Annotated in this window: 16 protein-coding genes; 8 read left to right on the top strand and 8 right to left on the bottom strand. The window is 70.2% G+C overall.

Annotated features, from left to right (window positions below; translation table 11 throughout):
• The first annotated feature begins 41 nt into the window (after nt 1-41).
• Nucleotides 42-1,037, top strand: coding sequence for an Hsp33 family molecular chaperone (locus ACFSCV_RS17160; RefSeq protein WP_378800924.1), 996 nt, complete (start codon nt 42-44; stop codon nt 1,035-1,037).
• A gap of 75 nt (nt 1,038-1,112) precedes the next feature.
• Here ACFSCV_RS17160 and ACFSCV_RS17165 read toward each other — a convergent pair whose 3' ends face one another.
• From ACFSCV_RS17165 to ACFSCV_RS17175, 3 genes are all read right to left on the bottom strand, one after another.
• A complete protein-coding gene (locus ACFSCV_RS17165; protein WP_378800805.1) occupies nt 1,113-2,456 on the bottom strand; it encodes a TRAP transporter large permease in 1,344 nt (447 codons plus the stop codon).
• Entirely contained in the window at nt 2,453-3,067 is a 615-nt protein-coding gene (locus tag ACFSCV_RS17170; RefSeq protein WP_378800806.1) for a TRAP transporter small permease subunit, read from the bottom strand. Before ACFSCV_RS17170 ends, ACFSCV_RS17165 begins: the two co-directional genes overlap by 4 nt.
• Nucleotides 3,068-3,243: 176 nt before the next feature.
• The gene (locus ACFSCV_RS17175) at nt 3,244-4,374 is read right to left on the bottom strand and encodes a TRAP transporter substrate-binding protein (RefSeq protein ID WP_378800807.1); all 1,131 of its coding nucleotides are present in this window, start codon (nt 4,372-4,374) and stop codon (nt 3,244-3,246) included.
• 282 nt (nt 4,375-4,656) lie between these two features.
• On the opposite strand from ACFSCV_RS17175, the gene apaG reads away from it, so the two are divergent.
• Nucleotides 4,657-5,088: a Co2+/Mg2+ efflux protein ApaG gene (apaG, locus tag ACFSCV_RS17180; RefSeq protein WP_378800808.1), complete on the top strand. Its 432-nt coding sequence runs from the start codon at nt 4,657-4,659 to the stop codon at nt 5,086-5,088.
• A gap of 8 nt (nt 5,089-5,096) precedes the next feature.
• Nucleotides 5,097-6,269 (top strand): acetylornithine deacetylase, encoded by a 1,173-nt coding sequence (gene argE, locus ACFSCV_RS17185; protein ID WP_378800809.1) that lies wholly within the window; start codon nt 5,097-5,099, stop codon nt 6,267-6,269.
• A 7-nt stretch (nt 6,270-6,276) separates the two neighbouring features.
• Here argE and ACFSCV_RS17190 read toward each other — a convergent pair whose 3' ends face one another.
• Together ACFSCV_RS17190 and ACFSCV_RS17195 are read right to left on the bottom strand one after the other, a co-directional pair.
• Nucleotides 6,277-6,423 (bottom strand): hypothetical protein, encoded by a 147-nt coding sequence (locus tag ACFSCV_RS17190; protein WP_378800810.1) that lies wholly within the window; start codon nt 6,421-6,423, stop codon nt 6,277-6,279.
• 221 nt (nt 6,424-6,644) lie between these two features.
• Nucleotides 6,645-7,562 (bottom strand): alpha/beta fold hydrolase, encoded by a 918-nt coding sequence (locus tag ACFSCV_RS17195; RefSeq protein WP_378800811.1) that lies wholly within the window; start codon nt 7,560-7,562, stop codon nt 6,645-6,647.
• A gap of 166 nt (nt 7,563-7,728) precedes the next feature.
• Between ACFSCV_RS17195 and ACFSCV_RS17200 the strand changes: the two genes are divergently transcribed.
• Complete coding sequence (locus tag ACFSCV_RS17200) at nt 7,729-8,907, top strand: diguanylate cyclase (protein WP_378800812.1); 1,179 nt, start codon at nt 7,729-7,731, stop codon at nt 8,905-8,907.
• A 2-nt stretch (nt 8,908-8,909) separates the two neighbouring features.
• Here the strand turns inward: ACFSCV_RS17200 and ACFSCV_RS17205 are convergent, their stop codons facing one another.
• Nucleotides 8,910-9,242: an MliC family protein gene (locus ACFSCV_RS17205; protein ID WP_378800813.1), complete on the bottom strand. Its 333-nt coding sequence runs from the start codon at nt 9,240-9,242 to the stop codon at nt 8,910-8,912.
• 126 nt (nt 9,243-9,368) lie between these two features.
• On the opposite strand from ACFSCV_RS17205, the gene ACFSCV_RS17210 reads away from it, so the two are divergent.
• Nucleotides 9,369-10,121, top strand: a complete 753-nt coding sequence (locus tag ACFSCV_RS17210) for a DUF3750 domain-containing protein (RefSeq protein ID WP_378800814.1) — start codon at nt 9,369-9,371, stop codon at nt 10,119-10,121.
• A gap of 18 nt (nt 10,122-10,139) precedes the next feature.
• On the opposite strand, the gene ACFSCV_RS17215 is transcribed toward ACFSCV_RS17210, so the two are convergent.
• Both ACFSCV_RS17215 and ACFSCV_RS17220 read right to left on the bottom strand, forming a co-directional pair.
• Nucleotides 10,140-10,745 carry a CAP domain-containing protein gene (locus tag ACFSCV_RS17215; RefSeq protein WP_378800815.1) on the bottom strand — a complete coding sequence of 202 codons (606 nt, stop codon included), beginning with the start codon at nt 10,743-10,745 and terminating at the stop codon, nt 10,140-10,142.
• A gap of 50 nt (nt 10,746-10,795) precedes the next feature.
• On the bottom strand, nt 10,796-13,321 hold the full coding sequence (locus ACFSCV_RS17220) for a DUF3772 domain-containing protein (protein ID WP_378800816.1): 2,526 nt from the start codon (nt 13,319-13,321) through the stop codon (nt 10,796-10,798).
• Nucleotides 13,322-13,626: 305 nt separating this feature from the next.
• On the opposite strand from ACFSCV_RS17220, the gene ACFSCV_RS17225 reads away from it, so the two are divergent.
• From ACFSCV_RS17225 to ACFSCV_RS17235, 3 genes are all read left to right on the top strand, one after another.
• Nucleotides 13,627-15,558: a PAS domain-containing sensor histidine kinase gene (locus ACFSCV_RS17225; protein ID WP_378800817.1), complete on the top strand. Its 1,932-nt coding sequence runs from the start codon at nt 13,627-13,629 to the stop codon at nt 15,556-15,558.
• On the top strand, nt 15,555-15,950 hold the full coding sequence (locus tag ACFSCV_RS17230) for a response regulator (RefSeq protein WP_378800818.1): 396 nt from the start codon (nt 15,555-15,557) through the stop codon (nt 15,948-15,950). The genes ACFSCV_RS17225 and ACFSCV_RS17230 overlap by 4 nt, the downstream gene beginning before the upstream one ends.
• A gap of 68 nt (nt 15,951-16,018) precedes the next feature.
• Nucleotides 16,019-17,812 (top strand): acyl-CoA dehydrogenase C-terminal domain-containing protein, encoded by a 1,794-nt coding sequence (locus tag ACFSCV_RS17235; protein WP_378800819.1) that lies wholly within the window; start codon nt 16,019-16,021, stop codon nt 17,810-17,812.
• The last annotated feature ends 5 nt before the right edge of the window (nt 17,813-17,817 follow it).

A 17,817-nucleotide genomic window follows, 5' to 3' on the forward strand; every position in this document is an offset into this window, starting at 1 on the left:
CCCATCTTCCGCTCGCGGCTCGCAATCGTTACATAGTCGCGATCATGACCGATCACGCCCTTTCCGCCCTCCGCGAGGACGGCGACGACCGCATCCTGCCGTTCCAGATCGAGGAGCTCGACGTGCGCGGGCGCGTCGTGCGGCTCGGGCCGTCGATCGACGCCGTGCTGGAGCGCCACGCCTATCCGCCCGCGGTGTCGAAGCTCGTCGGCGAGGCGGTGGCGCTCACCGTGCTGCTCGGCTCCGCGCTCAAGATCGACGGCCGCTTCCAGCTCCAGACCCGTTCGGACGGTCCGGTCGGCATGCTGGTCGTCGACTTCGAGGCGCCCGACAAGGTGCGCGCCTGCGCGCGCTTCGACGCCGACCGGCTGGACGGCCTCCGCGACGCCGGCGCCCTGCTCGGCCGCGGCCATCTCGCGCTGACCGTCGACCAGGGGCCGGACATGTCGCGCTACCAGGGCGTGGTCGCGCTCGAGGGCGGCTCGCTGGAGGACGCCGCGCACACCTATTTCCAGCAGTCGGAGCAGATCCCGACCAAGGTGCGCCTCGCGGTGGCGGAAAGCTTCGAGGCCGGAGCGCGCCATTCGTGGCGGGCCGGCGGGCTGATCGTCCAGTTCCTGCCCGAGGCGCCGGAGCGCATGCGCGCGCCCGATCTCGACCCGGGCGACGCGCCCGAGGACGCGGTCCTCGACGCGACGCCTGAGGACGACGCCTGGGTGGAGGCCCAGACGCTGGTCGCCACCGTCGAGGACCACGAGCTGATCGATCCGACGCTCGCACCGGAGCGGCTGCTGATCCGGCTGTTCAACGAGCGCGAGATCCGCGTGTTCGAGAGCCGCGGCGTGCGCGAGGCCTGCCGCTGCTCGCAGGACCGGGTGCGCGGGATGCTGAAGAGCTTCTCCGTCGAGGAGCGTGGCGACATGCGCCTCGACGACGGCTCGATCGAGGTGACCTGCGACTTCTGCTCGACGAAGTACGGTTTTTCGGCCGAAGAGGTCGTCGCGCTCGACGAGGCCGGCGACAGCTCCGAGACCTGAGGGCCGCGCCGTAACGCGTCATCCCGGATCGGCCTCACGGCCGTCCGGGATTACGTCTGGCATGACCGGCCGCGCTTACCCCGCCCCGCCGCCGTACATGTAGTTCGGCAGCCACAGGCCGATCGCCGGGAAGGTGTAGTAGAGCAGCATCGAGAACAGCACGATGAACAGGAACGGCATTACGCCCGCGAAGATGTCGTTGATCGAGACGTGCTTCGGCGCGACGCCCTTAAGGTAGAACGGCGCCATCGCGACCGGCGGCGACAGGAACGAGGTCTGCACGTTCAGCGCCACCAGAATGCCGAAGAACAGCGGGTCGATGTCGAAGTGGCTGAGCAGCGGCAGGAAGATGGGCAGGAAGATCACGATGATCTCCGTCCACTCCAGCGGCCAGCCCAGAACGAAGATGATGAGCTGGGTGAGCAGCAGGAACTGGATCGGCGTGAGGTCGAGCCCGATGATGAAGTTCTCGACCACGGACTGGCCGCCGAGATAGGCGAACACCGCCGAGAACACGAACGAGCCGACGAACAGCCAGCACACCATCGCCGATGCGCGCGCGGTGAGGTAGACGGACTCCCTGAGCTTCGCGAAGGTCAGCTGCCGGTAGGCGATCGCCAGCAGCATGGCGCCGAAGGCGCCGATCGCCGCGGCCTCGGACGGCGTGGCGTAGCCGCCGATGATCGCGCCGAGCACGCCCGAGATCAGCATGGCGAGCGGCAGGAACGAGGTCGCGAGCGCCCACATCACCGTCCAGTAGGAGGCGGCGCGCTCGGACGGCGGCAGCTTGGGCGCGAGCGACGGCGTGATCAGCACGCGCACGATCACGTAGACCATGTAAAGCCCGGCGAGCATCAGGCCGGGGAAGAACGCGGCCGCGTAGAGTTTCACCACCGACACGCCGGCGGTGGCGCCGTAGAGGATCAGCATCACGCTCGGCGGGATCAGGATGCCGAGGCAGCCGCCGGCGCAGACGACGCCGGCCGACAGCCGCGTGTCGTAGCCGGCCCGCAGCATGGCGGGGAAGGCGAGCAGGCCCATCAGCGTCACCACCGCGCCGACGATGCCGGTCGCGGTCGCGAACAGCGCGCAGGTCGCGAGCGTCGCGAGCGCGAGGGAGCCCGGCAGGCCGCCGGCGGCGAGCTGGATCGAGCGGAACAGCCGGTCGAGGATGTTGGCGCGCTCGACCAGATAGCCCATGAACAGGAACAGCGGCACCGAGATCAGGACGTCGCTCGACATCACGCTGTAGGCGCGCTGCACGAAGAGCTGGAACACTGTGTCGCCCATGGCGTAGTAGCCGAAGGCGACGCCCAGAGCCATGAGCGTGAAGGCGATCGGGAAGCCCAGCAGCAGCAGCACGACGAACAGGGCGAGCATGATCACGCCCATCGCCGGATCGGAAACGAACGCGCTCATATCTTGGCCTCGTCGACGTCGATCTTCTTGGGGTCGATGGCGACCTGATTGGCCGCCGCCTCGGCGAGGATGAGCTGCTCGGTCTCCTCGACGTCGCTCAGGCGCTGCGGCCACTCGCCGGTCCTGAGGCAGATCACGCAGCGCATGACCTCGACGACGCCCTGCAGCGTCATCAGCACGCCGGTGATGGGGATCACGAGCTTGAACGGCCACAGCTTCAGGCCGTCGGGCGAGAACGAGCTCGTCTCGCCGGTCTGGAACGACAGGTCGAAGAACACCCAGCCGGCGTAGACCATGGCCAGGATGCCGGGGAAGAAGAACAGGACGTACAGCGCGAGGTCGAGGCCGGCCTGGGTGCGGGGCTTCCACTGCCGGTACAGGAAGTCGCCGCGGACATGGCCGTTGCGCGAGAGCGTGTAAGCCCCCGCCATCATGAACAGCACGCCGTACAGCATGTAGCTGGCGTCGAACGCCCAGGTCGTGGGTGCGCCCATCAGCCGGCGCGACACGACCTCGTAGACGATGACGAAGGTGAGGACGACGATCGACCACGCGAACAGCTTGCCCACGGCCGCGTTGAAGCGGTCGACGGCGAGAAGATAGGACTGCATGCGGTTTTCCCCGAAGCGGACGCTGGATCCTCAGCCGTCAGTCCCACGCTTCCGGACGTCCGCGATCTCTCCGACGCCGTCTGACGTCGAAGCCGTGGACGCCCGGCCGCGCCGGGTATGACGGGATCGATGGGAGGGACGGCTGGCCCGAAACGACGGCCGTCCCCCCCGACTGCTCAGGCCTGCTTGAAGAAGTGGTCGTAGGCGAGCTTGGTCTCGACTTCGTATTCCTGGGAGAAGCCGACGACCCGCTTCGCCCAGGCCTTCTGGCTCTCGATCACCTTCTGGAAGAACGGATCGGTCTGGGCCGCGATCACCTTGTCCCAGGCGGCGAGCTGCGCCTCCAGCACCGGCCGCGGGGTCGGGACCACCTTCACGCCCGCGTCCTTCAGCGCCTGCAGGTCCTTGGAGTAGCGGTCCTGCGCCTTCCACGACATGTCGGCGGAAGCGGCCTCGGCGGCGTATTTGATGATCGCCTGCACCTCGGCCGGAAGCCCGTCGAACTTCCGCTTGTTGAACAGGATCTCGAAGCTCTCGAGCGCCTGGTGGTAGCTCTGGACCATGTAGATCTTGGAGACGTCCGCGAAGCCCAGCACCTTGTCCGAGGACGGGTTGTTGAACTCGGCGCCGTCGATCAGGCCGCGGTCGATCGCGGGCACGATCTCGCCGCCCGGCAGGATGGTGACGCCGGTGCCGAGCTCCTTGAACACGTCGGCCGAGAGCCCGACCGTGCGGTACTTGATGCCCTTGAGATCCTCGGCGGTCTTGATCTCCTTCTTGAACCAGCCGAGCGGCTGGGAGGGCATCGGGCCGGAGAGGAAGCCCTTCACGTTCAGCTTCAGCACGCCCTGGATCAGCTCGTCATAGAGCTGCTGGCCGCCGCCGTAGTTGATCCAGCCCAGAAGCTGGTTGGCGTTCCAGCCGAAGGGCGGCGCGGTGCCGAACAGGGAGAAGGCCTTGTTCTTGCCGTACCAGTAGGCGGAGACGCCGTGGCCGCCGTCGAGGATGCCGGAGTTGACCGCGTCCAGAAGCTGGAAGGCGGGCACCACCGCGCCGGCCTGGAGCAGGTCGAGCTGGATGCGGCCCGCGCCCATCTCGTTGACGCGCTTCACGAAGTCCGAGCCGAACTCGTGGAAGATGTCCTTGTTCGGCCAGGTCGACTGGAACTTCAGCCGCACCGCCGCCTGCGCGCGGACGACGGACGGCGCCGCGACGCCTCCGGCGACCGCCGCGGCGCCGGCTACGAGAAAGCGTCGCCGGCTTCGTCCGGTTTCGGGCGCACCTGTGGCGCCGCTGGTTTTTGTCATTGCAGACCTCCCTGGCGGACGCGCGCTTTTCCGCGCTGTCGTCCCGGCGTTTCCCTCGCGCCCGCCTTGTGTCGACCAGATGCGGTCGCGGCGGTTCGCAAGGGCCAGTAAATGTGACCGTCGAGGGGCGATCAAGGGGGATTTGCGCCAAATCGTCGCGTCCTGGCGTATTGAATGCACATTGTCGGCATCGGGAGAGCGCGGTCGCGAAGCGCGGGCGGCCCTCCGCGACGGTTGCGCAGTTGACGCCGCCGCCGCGTCGGCGCTTAAGCTCTCGGGATCATGACCGCATCACCCGCGTCCGAACCGCCTTCCGAGCACAGCTGGACCGCCGTCACGCGCGCGATCCGGGTCACCGTGCAGCCGCGTTACCTGCCCGGCGAGTCGACGCCGGAGGAGGACCGCTACGTCTTCGCCTACACGGTCGAGATCGTGAACGAGGGCCAGGAGACGGTGCGGCTGGTCGCGCGGAGCTGGCGGATCATCGACGGCCGCGGCCGCATCGAGGAGGTGCGGGGCCCGGGAGTGGTGGGCGAGCAGCCGCTGCTTCCGCCCGGCCAGTCCTACACCTACACCAGCGGCGCGCCGCTCCCGACGCCGTCGGGCATCATGGTCGGCAGCTACCAGATGCAGACGGACATCGGCCAGCCCTTCGACGTGGCGATCCCGGCCTTCGCGCTCGAAAGCCCGCACGCCGTCCGCACCCTGCACTGATCCGGGACGTGTCCGCCGCCTATCCCGACGCGCGGGAGATCCTGAGCGCGCTCGTCGGCTTCGACACCGTCAGCTCCAAATCGAACCTCGCGCTCATCGCCTATGTCGAGGCGCTGCTGGCCTCCGCCGGCGTGGCCTCGGTCCGGACGCCGGACCCGTCCGATCCGGGCAAGGCCGCGCTATTCGCCACCATCGGCCCGGCCGACTGCGGCGGCGTGCTGCTCTCGGGCCATACCGACGTGGTGCCGGCCGACGGCTCCGGCTGGAGCGCCGACCCGTTCCGGCTGACGGCGCGCGACGGCCGCCTCTACGGCCGCGGCGCGTGCGACATGAAGGGCTTCCTGGCCGGCGCGCTCGCGGCCGTGCCGGCGTTGCTTCGCGCGGGCCTGCGGACGCCGGTCCATCTGCTGTTCTCCTATGACGAGGAGACCGGCTGCACCGGCGTCGCCCCGACCATCGCGCGCTTCGGGCTCGATCTGCCGAAGCCGCTGCTCTGCGTCGTCGGCGAGCCGACCGAGATGAGGGTGGTCGACGCCCACAAGAGCGTGTTCGCCTATGAGACGGTGGTCACGGGCCGGGCCGCGCACGCCAGCATGCCGCAGCTCGGGGCGAACGCGGTGATCGCCGCGGGCCGCCTGATCGGCGAGCTCGACCGCATGCGCGAGGCCTTCGCCATCGCGGGCGATCCGTCCGGGCGGTTCGATCCGCCGGAGACCACGGTCACGGTCGGGGTGGTGGAGGGCGGCTCGGCGGCGAACATCGTGCCGGAGCGCTGCCGGATCTCGTGGGGTTTCCGCGGGCTGCCGGGCATCGACGAGGACGAGCCGGCGGACCGTCTCGCGCGTTTCGCGGAGGAGCAACTGCTGCCGGCGATGCGCCTCACCGCGCCGGAGGCTGCGATCGCGACGGAGCTGGTCGGCGTTGTTCCGGGCCTCGCGCCGGACCCGGGCTCGCGGGCGGAGACGCTGGCGTTCCAGCTCGCGGGCCAGAACCGGGCCTTCGCGGTGTCCTATGGCACGGAGGCCGGACACTTTCAGGCGGCCGGCGTTCCGACGGTGGTCTGCGGGCCGGGGTCGATCCGCCAGGCGCATACGGCGGACGAGTTTCTGGAGGAAAGCCAGTTGGCGGCGCTCGAGGGTTTTCTCGGACGTCTCGCCGCGCGCTGCGCGCTGGGGCTGTGAGCCGCGCTCAGCGCTGGCGGTCGCGCGGCCGCTCCATGCGGCGGAGGTCGTCGAGCAGCGAGGCGAGCTTGCCGGGCAGTTCCTGCCCGGTCTGCTGCGGCAGCGACTTTCTCAGCCGGTCGCCGATCTCGCGTTGAACGTGAAGGTCGAGCATCTGTTTCGTCCCGTCTTGCATCGCATACCTGCCAAACGAAACCGACGGCCCCGAGGGTCCTTGCAGTCCGTAAGATTTTAGCGGTTACGCTTAAAGAACGGTGAATGGCCGTTCGTCGTTCCCGATATGGGCGGCGGATGCGCTTAAGTCTACGCATGCCCGTCCCGCCGCACGGTCATGACTGCGACCGTCGGCGCGCGCCTTCGGCTTTCCATTTCGTTTCACTGTTCGCGCAAGACGAACGCCTCGATCTGCTCAAGGGTTTCATCCGGAAGCTCTTCCTGCAGCGTGTGGCCGCAGTCGAGCGCGCCGCCGCGCACGTCCAGCGCCTTCTCGCGCCAGGTCGCGAGCACGTCGTAGGTGCGCCCGACCACGCCGCGCGCGCCCCACAGCGCCAGCAGCGGCGCCTCCACGCGGCGGTCGGCGTCGGCCGCGTCGTGTTCGAGATCGATCGAGGCCGCCGCGCGGTAGTCCTCGCACACCGCGTGGACGCCCTCGGGCGAGCGGTAGCAGCGCAGATACTCCGCGAAGGCCTCCGGCTCGGTCGCGCCGGCGATCTTGTTCTGCCGCTCGACGTGCTCGCGCAGGAAGAACTCGACGTCGGCGAGGATCATCCGCTCGGGCAGCGGCGCCGGCTGGATGAGGAAGAACCACCAGAAATACTGCGTTGCGAAGGCCCGATCGGCGCGGGCGTACATCGTCGCCGTCGGCGCGATGTCGAACACGGCGAGCCGCTCGACGGCCGACGGATGGTCGAGCGCCATGCGGTGCGCGACGCGGCCGCCGCGGTCGTGGCCGACGACCGGGAACCGCTCGTGGCCGAGCAGGCGCATCAGCGCGACCTGGTCCCGCGCCATGGCGCGCTTCGAATAGGCGGCGTGGTCGCCGCCGCCGGCGGGCTTGGAGCTGTCGCCGTAGCCGCGCAGGTCGGGCGCGATCACCGTGAAGCGGCGGGCGAGCGCCGGCGCGATCTTCCGCCAGGTCACATGGGTCTGCGGGTGGCCGTGCAGCAGCAGGAGCGGCGGCCCGTCGCCCGCGATCGCCGCCCGGATCGTGACGCCGTCGCCGACGTCGGCGTCCAGCAGGCGGAAGCCCGGCATCAGCGGCTCCGGGCCGCGCTCACGCAAACGTTCCGTCATGGATGCTCCTCCTCTCGCCGCGCCGAGGCCCGGCCGTCATTTTCATTACGGCTCATAGCGCGAGCATTTCTTGTTCTTTACGCTTGATCACGATCGGTTCGCCCGTTATGCGGCGGTGCACAAGCTCGAAGTCCGGCAAACCCCTGACTCTGGCATCCCGACGTTCATGCGCAGCGATACCAGCGTCTTCAGCCTGCCCCGGTGGCCCGCTACGCGGTGGCTGGCCTATCCCGGCCCGGACGTTCCCGTCGACATCCGGCACGACCTGATCCGCAGCCTGCACGGCACCCTGCCGATCTTCGCGGGCGGCGTCGTCAACTCGATCATGGTCGCGGCCATCATCGCCTACCGGCTTCCGCACACGCTGTTCCTGACGTGGCTCGGGGTCGAGGTGGCGCTCTGCCTGGTGCGGCTCGCGGTGCTGCTGGCCTCGTTCCGCCGCGCGGCGGAGGGCCGGGAGACCCCGACCGACCTCTATCTCGCGCTCGGCTGCCTGTGGGCGGCGAGCGTGGGCTTCGGCGCCTTCATCACGCTGCTGAGCGGCGACTGGGTGGCCTCCACGATCGCCTGCATGTCGGCGGCGGCGATGGTCGGCGGCATCTGCTTCCGGAATTTCGGCGCGCCGCGCCTGTCGGCCGTCATGACGATCCTGGCTCTCGGGCCCACCTGCCTCGCGGCGCCGTTTTCGGGCGAGCCGGTGATGTTCGTCACCTTCATCCAGATCCCGTTCTACCTCATCAGCATGCGCATGGCCGGCTACAAGCTGAACGCTCTGCTGGTCGCCACGATGCGGGCGGAGCGGGAGCACGCCCATCAGGCGCGCCACGACGTTCTGACCGGCCTGTCCAACCGGTTCGGCCTGATGCGGGCGATCGACAACAGCGGCGGCCGGTCGGAGGACGGGCTGGCGCTGCTCTATCTCGATCTCGACGGCTTCAAGAGCGTCAATGACACCCATGGCCACGCCAAGGGCGACCGCCTGCTGACCATCGCCGCCGAGCGGCTCAAGCGGCTGCTCCGCTCCGGCGACGTGGCGGCGCGCATCGGCGGCGACGAGTTCGTGGTGATCGCCCGCGACGTGGAGGCGCCCAAGGCCTCGCTGCTGGGCGAGCGGCTGATCCGCGAGATCGGAGCGCCCTACGACCTCGGCGACGGGGTGAGCGTGCGGATCGGCGTCAGCGTGGGCGTCGCGCTGGTGCCGGAGAACGGCGACAGTGTGCCGATGCTGCTCGACGCCGCGGACGCCGCGCTCTACCAGGCCAAGATGGCCGGCAAGGGCCGCTGCGTCATCGCCGCCTCGCGACGCGAGAGCGCGCCGGCTGCGGGCGTCCTCTCCCCGGCCTGAGGTCAGGTCGCGAGGCACGAGGTCGGCCGCGAGCCCCGCGCGGTCCAGACGGCGACGTCGCCGGAGCCGCGAAGCTCGAAATCCCCCGACGCGTACCAGAGGCCTGAGGCGGCCGCCCGCCTGGCGAGAGTCGCGGTGGAGCCGTCGACCATGGTGACGGCGGCCGCGTCCGGAAGGAACCGGATCGACAGGAAGCCGCCATCGTCGCAGGCGTAGCGCGCGGTGCTTGTGGCCGCCGCCGCGGCCTGCGGGGGCGCCGGCCGCGGGTCTCCGGCGCAGCCGGTCAGAGCCAGCGCCACGAGCGGCGCGAGGAAAAGCGCGTTGCGCGCGTGCATGTTGTCTTCGCGCCTTTCGCCGGATGCGGCTGCGCGCCGCGGTCACGAATCGGAGCCGACGCTACCGCGCGCCGGGCCTGAGGCCTATCTCCGGCTCAAGCCCGCCACGTTCCAGCCCTCCGTTCCATGATCCTGCGCGTTCTCGGCATCGCCTCGCTCGCCTTCGTCGTGCTGTTCCTCGCCCCGATCGCGGTGTCGGCGGCGCTCTACGCGCTCGGCGACCGCCATCGCGACTGGAGCACGGCCGACCGCTCCAGCGCCGGTCTGCTCCGGCCGGCGGCGGAGCAACCCGAGGCCGTCGTGCGGGTGTTCGCCGCCCGCACCGTGCGCTGGCGCGGGATCTTCGCCACCCATTGCTGGATCGTCGTGAAGCCGAAAGGCGCGGACGCCTATGAACGCTACGACTACACCGCCTGGGGCGAGCCGATCCGGGTGAACGGCTTCGTCGCCGACGGCCGCTGGTTCGGGCGCGTCCCCGAGACGGTGTTCGCCGCCGACGGCGCGCTGGCCGAGGCGGCGATTCCCAAGATCCGGAAGGCGATCGCCGGCTACGCGCACAGCGCCTATGGCGACTACCGCGCCTGGCCGGGGCCGAACTCCAACACCTTCGTCGCCGCCGTGATGGCGGCCGCGCCGGAGCTCGAGGCCAAGCTGCCGACGACGGCGGTCGGCAAGGATTATCCGCATGACGGCCGCTGGATCGCGCTGACGCCGTCGAAGACCGGCCTGCGGCTGACGCTCGGCGGCTACGCCGGGGTGACGATCGGCTGGTACGAGGGTTTCGAGCTCAACATTCTCGGCGCGGTCGCGGGCGTCGAGCTGCGACGTCCGGCGATCAACCTGCCGGGCGTCGGCCGCTTCGGCGCGCCGCTCGACTGAGCGGCCGGGGAGCTGAGCTCAGTTGCCGCCGCCGAACAGGAAGGGCGGCGCGGCCGGGCCTGACGCGCCGGCGGGCGCTCCGCCGGCCACGACCGGCCGCGGATCGTTCGGATCCGCCATCGCCATGGCCCAGAATACCTCGTAGCGGGAGTGCGGCGCGCGGGCGGCGGCGATGCCGACGCGCGTCATCTTCGGCGCCAGCATGTTCCTGAGGTGGGACGGGGAATGGCGCCAGCCCGCGAAGGCGTCGGCGAGCGTGTCGTGGCCGGCGCCCACGTTCTCGACCATGCCGCCGTTGCGGTAGCCCGAGCGCGCGATCCGCTGCTTCAGCGTGCCGGCGACCGAATGGCTGAGCTTGTCCGCCCGCGCCATGGCCTGCGCCTGCTCGTCGGCGAAGCGGTTTAGCGCGGGGTCGAGCGTGACCGGCGGCAGCCCGTTGGCGCGGCGGAGGTCGGAGATCATGTCGGCCGCCGCCCGGCGGTCGAGGACCGCGCCGGGCTTCGACATGCTCTGGTAGACGCTCGGCGTCGAGGACGGGGGCGGCGCGACCGGACCGCTGGAGCAGCCGGCGAGGGCGCCCAGAAGGACGGCGAGCGCCGTGGCGCGCGAGGCGGTGGGGGCCATGGGGCGTTCCTTGGCGGCGGATGGGGCGGGCAGGTTCAGCCCCGCCGCGGTTAAGACTTCGTTGCCTGCGGCTCGGCCGGCGGCTCGTCGCTGAGCGGCGCGCGGGAGGCGTCGTGGGGCGGCGCCGGTTCGAGGCCGGGCACGGGACGGGACAGCCGCGCCAGCACCTCGCCGACGCGGTCGACCGCCTCCGGCAGGCTCGGCGCGGCGGCGCCGCCGATCGCGACGCCGGCGGCCTTGAACGCCTTCACCAGCGCGAAGTTGAGGTCGCTCTTCACGCTCGAGGCCTGGCGCGGGCTCGCCACGCTCGCGAACAGCGCGAACGTGTTGTCGGCCTTGCCGAGGCTGTTGAAGAACACCTGCGGCTCGGGGAAGGCGAGCACCGAGGAATGCGCCTTCGCGGTCGCGAGCAGCAGCTTCTTCACCTCCGCCGGATCGACGTCGGCCGCGATCGTCAGCTCGATCTGCACCCGGCCGACCGGGTTGCCGTGCGTGACGTTCTTGACGCTCTTGGTGATGAAGTCGGAGTTCGGCACGATCAGCGTCGAGCGGTCGAACAGCTCGATCTCGGTCGAGCGCACCGAGATGCGCCGGACGTTGCCCTGGTCGGAGCCGATGACGATCCAGTCGCCGGCCTTGATCGGACGCTCGGCCAGCAGGATGACGCCCGAGACGAAGTTCGAGATCACCGCCTGCAGGCCGAAGCCGATGCCGACCGACAGCGCGCCGGCGACGATCGCGAGGCGGTCGAGGCTGAAGCCGAGATAGGACACCGCGATCACGATCACGGTGATGCCGCCGATATAGCCGACGCCGGTGTTGATCGAGGCCTTCAGGCCGGTGTCCATCCGCGTCTTAGGCAGCAGGTCGCGGTCGAGCCAGCGCTGCACGATCTTGGTGAGCGCGAAGCCGAGGACGACGAGCAGCACGGCTCCGAGGACGCCTGCGATCGAGATGTTGATGTCGCCGACGCGGACGCCGTTGACGGCGAAGCGGAGCCACGAGAACACGTCGGTGGATTCGAGGCCCCATGGCGCGAGCAGGATGATCGCCGCGACGCCGATCAGCGCCACGCGGGCGACGCCCGACAGCACCACGCCGATCTGCTCCAGCGATTCCGCCCGCACGCCGGTCGCGCCGCTGATCGCCTTGCCGAGGGGGGTGTCCGCCGACAGGCCGGTCGACAGCAGGTCGTCGACGAACACCAGCAGCAGGAACAGCAGCGACAGCACCACCGCGATCCAGATCACCTGGTTCGCGAGGAACTGGGCGAAGGCGATGTAGCCGGTGGCGGCCGACAGCAGCACGGTCGCGACCGCGACCCAGGCGAGCAGGCGCAGCAGCAGCGCGAACGGGCCGCCGAAGCGGTCGGCGCTCTGGCCCTGGCTTGCGGCTTCCGCGTCCTCGAGCCGCTCCGCCGCGCGCACCCGCCGGAGCGCGAGCGCGAAGGTGCCGGCGTTCGCCACGGCGAACACGCCGCTGACGACGATCGAGGCCGACAGGCTCGCCACGATCATATCGTTGAAGCGGTCGAACAGCCGGCCGACGACGAACACCAGCGCGCACCACATCGGCTGGTTCTTGATCTCGGCGATCGCGTTCTCGGACAGCTCGATCAGGCGCCACGAGGGGCGGCCGGGCGTCAGGAAGGCGCGCATCAGCCCGTGGGTCAGGCCAAGGAAGCCGGCCGCCCAGACGGCCGCGACCGCGAGCGGCGCGACGCGCTCGGGCAGCCACCCGGCGATCCGAAGGCCCCAGTAGAGCGAGAGCATGGCGAGGGCGGGCGCGAGCGTGGAGGCGATCACCACCAGCATGGCGGTCGACGACCGGCGCAGCCGCGTCTTCGGCATCTGCTCGACCACGAGCCGCTGCCCGAGGTCGGCGAGCCAGCGCCGGCCGGGGAGCAGCAGGATGAGCGCGGCCAGGATCGACCCCAGCGCGGCGAGGATCGACGAAGGCGAGAGGTTGCGCCCGATCACCGCGCTCCAGTCAGAGGCCAGGAGCTGCACGCTGCGCGCCTCGCGCGGGATGGTCGTCACCGTCTCGATCCAGAGCGTGGGGTCGAGCAGCGAGCGGCTGCGCTCGAACAGGCGCTTGGCGAGCAGCTCGCGGCGGCGCTGGGTGATCTGGTCGCCGACCTGGCTGGCCTCGACCTGCAGCAGGCGGCCGCGCTTGATCTGCTCGTCGACCTTCTGGCGCGCGGCGGTCTGGGCGTCGCGCTCCTTCGCGACGTCGGGACTCTCGGCGGGCTCGCCGTCCGCAGGTTTCGGCCCGATCTGGGCGAGTCGGGCGTCGGCGGCCGAAAGCTGCGGTCCGAGCAGCTCCACGGCCTCGCCGACGCCGACCGACAGCGGCTCGATGCGGTTGCGCAGCGCGCTGAGCTCCTGGTCGCTCAGGTCTTCCCGCTTCAGCGTCGCCTCGATCTGGTCGAGCTCGGCGCGGGCGGAGTCGATGGTGGCGATCGGCTGGGGCGCCGCGGCCGGGGTCTGCGCCCCGACGGGCCCGGCGATCAGGGCCGCGAACGCCATGGCGAGAACGGCGAGCAGGAGGAGCGGCGCGCGGAAGCCGGTCGTCATTCGAATCAGGTCCATTGCTGCGCGAGGCGATCGGATGGTCGCCCTCAATCGGCGAGGAATGCGGCCAAGGCCGGGCGAAGCGCGCGTCGCGGCCGCTTTTCGCGCCCGGCGGGCGGACGAGGTGGCATCAGGCCACCGTCGCCCGTCCGATGTCACAAAATAATTCCTGCCCGCGAGGCGGTGACGCCCTGTCGAAGCCGCGCGGAATCCCCATAACGGCGGGGCTGCGTGTGGCGCGCCAGAAGGCGGCCAAGTCGCGCGCTGGAACGGGGAAAGCGCTTTCGGTGCTGCGAGGCGACGGAGAAATGGCGAGGCGGATTCGGGACCACGACTGGTCCGCGACTCCGCTCGGGCCGGTGGAGGGCTGGCCGGCGCCGCTCAAGGCCGCGCTCGGCATCTGCCTGAACTCCAGCTATCCGACCGCGGTGTACTGGGGTCCCGAGCTACGGCTGCTCTACAACGACGCCTGGCGGCCGGTCGCGGACGACCGCCATCCCCTGGCGCTCGGACGCCCCGCAGCCGAGGTGTGGCCGGACATCTGGCATGTGGTCGGCGACCAGTTCGCCCATGTGGTCGCGACCGGAAAGGGGTTTTCGACGTTCGATCAGATGCTGCCGATGCGCCGTGGCGCATCGGTCGTCGAGACCTATTGGGACTACAGCATCACCCCGATCTTCGACGAGCGCGGCGCGATCGCTGGCGTGTTCAATCAGGGCGTCGAGACCACCGACAGGGTCCAGACGACGCGGGCGCAGAAATTCCTGCTCGGATTCGGAGATCTGCTCCGCGACGGCGCCGGTCCGGACGTCGATCCGGACGCGGTTCTCGCCTCGGCGCTGGAGGCGATCGGCGGCCATCTCGCCGCCGCGCGGGTCGGTTACGCCGAGGTCGACCACAGCGACTCCACCTGCCTAGTGCTCGGCGACTGGCGCGGAGCGGGCCTCGAAAGCCTCGCCGGGCGCCGCTATGAGCTCGATCGCTACGGCGAGCAGGCGCGGGGCGAACTGCTTTCGGGCCGCGTCGTCGCGGTCGCGGACGTGCGGACGGAAGAGCGCCTCGGCGGCGGTCCGGCGGAGGCGTTCGGCGCGATCGGCGTCGTCGCCAATCTGCTCGTTCCCATCACGCGCGAAGGCCGCACCTTCGCGTTCCTGTTCGTGAACGACGACCGGCCGCGGCGGTGGACGCAGCGCGAGATCGAGACGGCGCAGGAAGCCGCCGACCGGCTGCAGCTCGCCCTGTCCGAAGCGCGCGCGACGGCGCGGCTGCGGGAAAGCGAGCTTCGCTCCGCCGCGATTTTCGGGCAGGCGGCCGTCGGCATGGCCGAGGTCTCGCTCGACGGCCGCTTCCTGCGCACGAACGACGCGATGAAGCGCCTGCTCGGCCGCAGCGCGGAGGAGCTGGCCTCCGCGACGGTCGAGCAGGTCACTCATCCGGACGACCGGGCGGAAAGCACGCGCCGCATGGCCGAGGCCAGCGCGACGGGCCAGTCCTTCGAGTTCGAGAAACGCTATCTGCGGCCCGACGGCTCGCTGGTCTGGGCCGTGACCAACGTCACGCGCCTCGTCGACGAGCGCGGCCGGCCGAGCAGTTTCCTCGCCGTAGCGGCGGACATATCCGAGCGGCGCGAGGCCGAGCGGGTGCGCGCGCTCCTGCTGGCCGAGCTGAACCACCGCGTCAGGAACAACCTCGCGACCGTTCAGGCGATCGCGCGCCAGACCCGCCGGACCGTGCGCGACCCGGCCGCCTTCGAGCAGGTGTTCGACGCCCGGCTGATGGCGCTGTCGAGCGCGCACGACCTGCTGACGCGCGAGGCGTGGTCGAGCGCGAGCCTCGACGAGATCGTCCGGCTGGTCCTCGCTCCCTACGCGAGCGAGCGTCCGGACCGGATCGCCATATCGGGCGCCGGCGTCCGGCTGTCGCCGAACGCGGCGGTGACGATGGCGATGACGCTGCACGAGCTCGCCGCCAACGCGGCGCGGTTCGGCGCCCTTTCGGTCAGCGAGGGCCGCGTCGACGCGGCCTGGTCGATCGACCGTGAAAACGAAATCGTGGCCGTCGAATGGCGCGAAACCGGCGGTCCCGCCGTGTCGCCGCCGACTCGGCGTGGTTATGGTTCCCGCCTGATCGAACGTGGCGTCGCGCAGGAGCTCGGCGGCGAGGCCCGGCTCGACTTCGCGGCCGAAGGCGTGATCTTCACCTTCCGGACGCCGTTCTCCGAGAAAGTCGCACCGCAATGACAGACCGCCCGCTTTCAGGACTGCGCATCCTCGTCGTCGAGGACGAGGCGATGATCTCGATGATGATCGAGGACATGCTGATCGACCAGGGCGTGACGGTCGTCGGCCCTGCCGGGAGCGTGGCGCAGGCGCTCGCCATGCTCGATGTGGAGGAGGTCGACGGGGCGCTGCTCGACGTCAATCTCGGCGGCGAGAAAAGCTTTCCGATCGCCGACGTGCTGACCGAAAAGGGCGTCCGGATCGTGTTCACGACCGGCTACGGCGAGAGCGGAGTCGGCTCCCGATACCCGACCGCCCGCACGCTCCAGAAGCCGTTCCGCACCGCCGACCTCGAGAGCGCGCTTGCGCATTTCCCGGCCCCGCGCGGGTCCGGAGGCCCCCCGGAAGAATAACCCGAAAGCGATTGCGCGACGTTGGGCCGCGGGTATAGTGCATACACACACTAAGGCGAGCGGACTTGATGCCCAGCTACAAGGCCCCTGTCGAGGACACTCTTTTCCTCCTCTATGACGTGCTCGGATTCGACCGTCACGCCAACCTCCCGGGGTTCGCGGACGCCTCGCGCGACGTGGTCGAGGCGGTGCTGCTCGAAAGCGCGAAGCTCTGCGAGGAGGTGCTCCAGCCGGTGAACCGCTCGGGCGACGTCGAGGGCTGCACGCGCTCCGCCGACGGCTCGGTCGCCACGCCCAAGGGGTACAAGGCCGCCTACGACGCCTTCGCGGAAGGCGGCTGGATCGGGCTCTCGGCCGATCCGGACTATGGCGGGCAGGGCCTGCCGCACACGATCGCCGCCATCGTCAACGAATACGCCTCGGCCGCGAACATGGCGCTCGCCATGTATCCCGGTCTGACGCAGGGCGCGATCGCGGCGCTCACCCTGCACGGCTCCGACGAGCTGAAGCAGACCTATCTGCCCAAGATGATCGCCGGGACCTGGACCGGCACCATGAACCTGACGGAGCCGCATTGCGGCACCGACCTCGGCCTGATCAAGACCAAGGCGGTCCCGAACGGCGACGGCTCCTACCGCATCACCGGCACCAAGATCTTCATCTCGGCCGGAGAGCACGACCTGACCGAGAACATCGTGCACCTCGTGCTGGCCCGCATCGAGGGCGCGCCCGAGGGCACCAAGGGCATCTCGCTGTTCGTGGTGCCGAAGTTCAGGCTCGACGCCGACGGCGCGCCGGGCGAGCGCAACGCGGTGTCCTGCGGCTCGATCGAGCACAAGATGGGCATCCACGGCAACGCCACCTGCGTGATGAACTACGACGGCGCGACCGGCTGGCTCGTCGGCGAGGAGAACCGCGGCCTGCCCGCCATGTTCACGATGATGAACGAGGCGCGGCTCGGCGTCGGCATCCAGGGCCTCGCCCAGTCCGAGGTCGCCTACCAGAACGCGGTCGCCTACGCCAAGGACCGCCTGCAGGGCCGCGCGCTCTCGGGCCCGAAGGAGCCGGCGAAGCCCGCCGACCCAATCATCGTGCATCCGGACGTCCGGCGCACGCTGCTGTCGATCAAGGCCTTCAACGAGGCGGCGCGCGCGCTGATCCTGTGGACCTCGCTCAAGGGCGACGTCGGCCACGCCAGCGACGACGCCAAGGACAAGCAGGCCGGCGACGACCTGATGGGCCTGCTCACGCCCGTCATCAAGGGCGTGATCACCGATGTCGGCTTCGACAACACCGTGAAGGCCCAGCAGATGTTCGGCGGGCACGGCTACGTCGCCGAGTGGGGCATGGAGCAGTTCGTCCGCGACGCCCGCATCGCCATGATCTACGAGGGCGCGAACGGCGTGCAGGCCATGGACCTCGTCGGCCGCAAGCTCGGCCGCGACGGCGGCCGGGCGATCATGGCGCTGTTCAAGGAGATCGACGGCTTCATCAAGGAGAACGGCGGCATCCGTGACCTGAAGCCCTTCCTGGAAGCCCTGAAGAAGGCCCGCGACGACCTGCAGAAGGCCGCGACCTGGTTCATGATGCACGCCATGCGCAAGCTGGAGAACGCCGGCGCCGGCGCGACCGACTTCATGCATCTGCTCGGTCTCGTCGCCCTCGGCTACATGTGGGCGCGGATCGCGAAGACCGCGCTCGCCAAGCAGGCGTCCGGCGAGGGCGACGCCGCGCGGATGGAGGCCCGGCTGACCACCGGCCGCTTCTTCATCGAGCGCTGCCTGCCCGAGACCGCGACCCGTCTCGCCGCGATCTCGGCCGGGGCCGACGCCGTCATGGCGCTGCCGGCCGAGGCGTTTTGAGGGCG

The organism is Methylopila henanensis (genome assembly GCF_042681025.1).
In the GTDB taxonomy this organism is placed as follows: Bacteria; Pseudomonadota; Alphaproteobacteria; order Rhizobiales; family Methylopilaceae; genus Methylopila; species Methylopila henanensis.